Annotated in this window: 5 protein-coding genes; 2 read left to right on the forward strand and 3 right to left on the reverse strand. The window is 34.2% G+C overall.

Features of this window, described 5'->3' with window-relative positions; translation table 11 throughout:
• A partial coding sequence (locus BN338_RS11585; protein ID WP_198003669.1) for a hypothetical protein occupies window positions 1-454 on the forward strand: 454 nt, incomplete at its 5' end.
• 152 nt (window positions 455-606) lie between these two features.
• On the opposite strand, the gene BN338_RS10800 is transcribed toward BN338_RS11585, so the two are convergent.
• From BN338_RS10800 to BN338_RS03275, 3 genes are all read right to left on the reverse strand, one after another.
• On the reverse strand, window positions 607-1,344 hold the full coding sequence (locus BN338_RS10800; protein WP_244427602.1) for a hypothetical protein: 738 nt from the start codon (window positions 1,342-1,344) through the stop codon (window positions 607-609).
• 85 nt (window positions 1,345-1,429) lie between these two features.
• Window positions 1,430-1,735 (reverse strand): hypothetical protein, encoded by a 306-nt coding sequence (locus tag BN338_RS13000; RefSeq protein ID WP_244427603.1) that lies wholly within the window; start codon window positions 1,733-1,735, stop codon window positions 1,430-1,432.
• Window positions 1,736-1,745: 10 nt separating this feature from the next.
• Complete coding sequence (locus BN338_RS03275; RefSeq protein WP_039759037.1) at window positions 1,746-2,066, reverse strand: hypothetical protein; 321 nt, start codon at window positions 2,064-2,066, stop codon at window positions 1,746-1,748.
• Between the two features lie 94 nt (window positions 2,067-2,160).
• Between BN338_RS03275 and BN338_RS03280 the strand changes: the two genes are divergently transcribed.
• Window positions 2,161-2,385: a hypothetical protein gene (locus tag BN338_RS03280; RefSeq protein ID WP_039759045.1), complete on the forward strand. Its 225-nt coding sequence runs from the start codon at window positions 2,161-2,163 to the stop codon at window positions 2,383-2,385.
• Window positions 2,386-2,412: the final 27 nt, after the last annotated feature.

Consider the following 2,412-nt stretch of genomic DNA (forward strand, 5'->3'; position numbering starts at 1 on the left):
GCTACTTTTTAAGCCTAATAGCCCCACTCCAGATAAAGATGACCCTAATAATGGCCCCATCAGTATAATAGTACGCATCATAAATCCTACCGAACGAATAATTCAAATGGATAATATCTGGATAGATAAAAAGTGCCCTTTTAAATTTTATAAGATAAAGTGTTGCCCTCCTAGATGTAGTCAAACGATAGAAATTTATCCAACATCATCAAAAAAGCACATTAATCTTATAAATCCTAAAACTAAGCCACAACTACTATTTAATGGATACACTATTGCTCCATTTAACATCGACCCAGGAGAAGAAACTCAATGGAAGATTTTTATCCTTCCCCAAAATTTAAATAAAGCAGCTTCTCCACTCTTCATTTTAGAACACACCTCAGCAAATCATCCCCAAAAAATGATGAAGTCTATTTTTTGGACACATTTCGTCGGTCGTTTTTCTGTCTAAGTTGATCCTTTAGATCCCGTATTATTTTGTTTTTTTCTTCTACCTCATCCCTAACCTCTTGTGTCTTTTTAAAAAAGTAATAAACCTGATAGAGAAGATAAAAATTAGTCGCCATAAAAATAGCTGTAGATATCATTTCCATCTCTATCTCCTCACTTACTTTTCTTCTGAGAAGAGCTATTTTTATCATCAGAAGATACTTCTCCACTATTCACTAAAGTACCACCACCAATACTTTCTGTAGCAACCCGTGCATCACCACGAACAGTTGCATTTTCATAGATATTCGCCGTGCCATAAATTAATGCTTCATCATAAACTTGTGCTTTGCCGTGAACTTGTGCATTCTGAGTAACGGTAGCATATCCGTAAACTTTAGAATCCTCATAAACCTGTGATGAACCAAAAATCTCGGCATTGTCATAAACATGGGCATTGCCATAAACCTTAGCATTACTACCAATAACTACATTTCCATAAGCCTGTGCTTTGTCATAAACCTGAGCATTGGAATAAACTTTAGCATTACTAAAAACCATAGCCTCTCCCCCAACCCAACAGTTATCCTCATGACTGAGATTTCCCTCTTTTGCTATCCACCCCCCCAAATCACCTTTTTTAACAGTACCAAAGTCTCTTAAGGCGCGAATTCTACGCAAAATATGAGTACAACCACCTTTCTCACCATTGTGTTTGTATTCTTTGATTGCGTCAGTGAATTCATATTTCTTTGTTGGATCAACTGTTACAATATTAGCTTTAAGTTCAATGATCTCTTGTTTAAGTTTTGTAATTTCTTCACCGCGTGATTGAACTTCTGCGTTTATTATCTGTATAAGCTCACCCCGACTTTCTAGTTCTTCTTTATCCTCATGATTCAGTTGATTCAATCTCTCAATTTCCGTATCACGTGATTGAAGATCTGTTTTTAGTGTATCTATAATTCCATTCTTCCGTCTGAAGACTTCATCATACTCATCTATCTTCTGCTTCAGTTCTTTTGATTATAAGATCGCTTTTTTCACTATGTGTTTTAATGGCATTATTACAATCTTCAATGTCTCTATTACTTACATTAATAATCCTATTTTTCTCTTCAATAACAGCATCACGTTCATGAGTAAGTTCTACAGTTTTTCTTGAAAACTCACTCTTTATCTTTTTTGCCTCCTCTTTTAGATCTTTAATCTGGCTGCGATAAGAAAAAACAAACCGCAACATCATTCCACTGATAAGTAACATTGCAACAACTGCTATTAGTAAAATTTCATTTGAACTCATTTTGATCTCCTCAAGGTTGGAAATTATTACCTGCGTTATGAACGCTAGGATTTTTTGTATTTTTTGACATTGGGGGTGTTTGTGTTTCTTGCATTAATAACTGCAAGCGCTCGGGATAAAAAAAATCTTCGGGGCGTAAATCAATCCCATGATCTCGCGCGTAGGTTAATAATTGTGCTTGATAAATTGAAGGGAATAATCCATTAGAACCACCCTTCTCTTTAGAATAAGTGATACGATAAACAGCACCTTTACATTTCTGTAAAATACGCGAAACATTAACAGCCCCCCCTAAATATTTTATTATGGTATACGCAGGTTCTTTTTTCATAATAATAAAATTTCATATTTAATGAATTTTTGCAAGATAAAAATTCAGTTTTTTTTTATTGATTTTTCATATCATATGAAAGAGCCTTATTTTTATGGAATCGGATCAGTTAAAAGCATGGCTTAATGAGCAATTAGCTAAAAATGGGCATGGCAGCAAAAAAATGCTCGCTAAACATTTAGGGGTATTGCCATCTACTTTAAGCAGTATGCTAAATAACTCAGAAAACTCAGAAAAAAATAAACCAAAACCTAGATCAATAAGAGCGGATGAACTAATAAAGATTATTGATTTTTTGGTGAAATCCCGCCTTTTTTAATTAAAAGAATCTGAACAATTTATCCGT

The sequence above is a fragment of the Bartonella queenslandensis AUST/NH15 genome, assembly GCF_000312585.1.
GTDB lineage: Bacteria > Pseudomonadota > Alphaproteobacteria > Rhizobiales > Rhizobiaceae > Bartonella > Bartonella queenslandensis_A.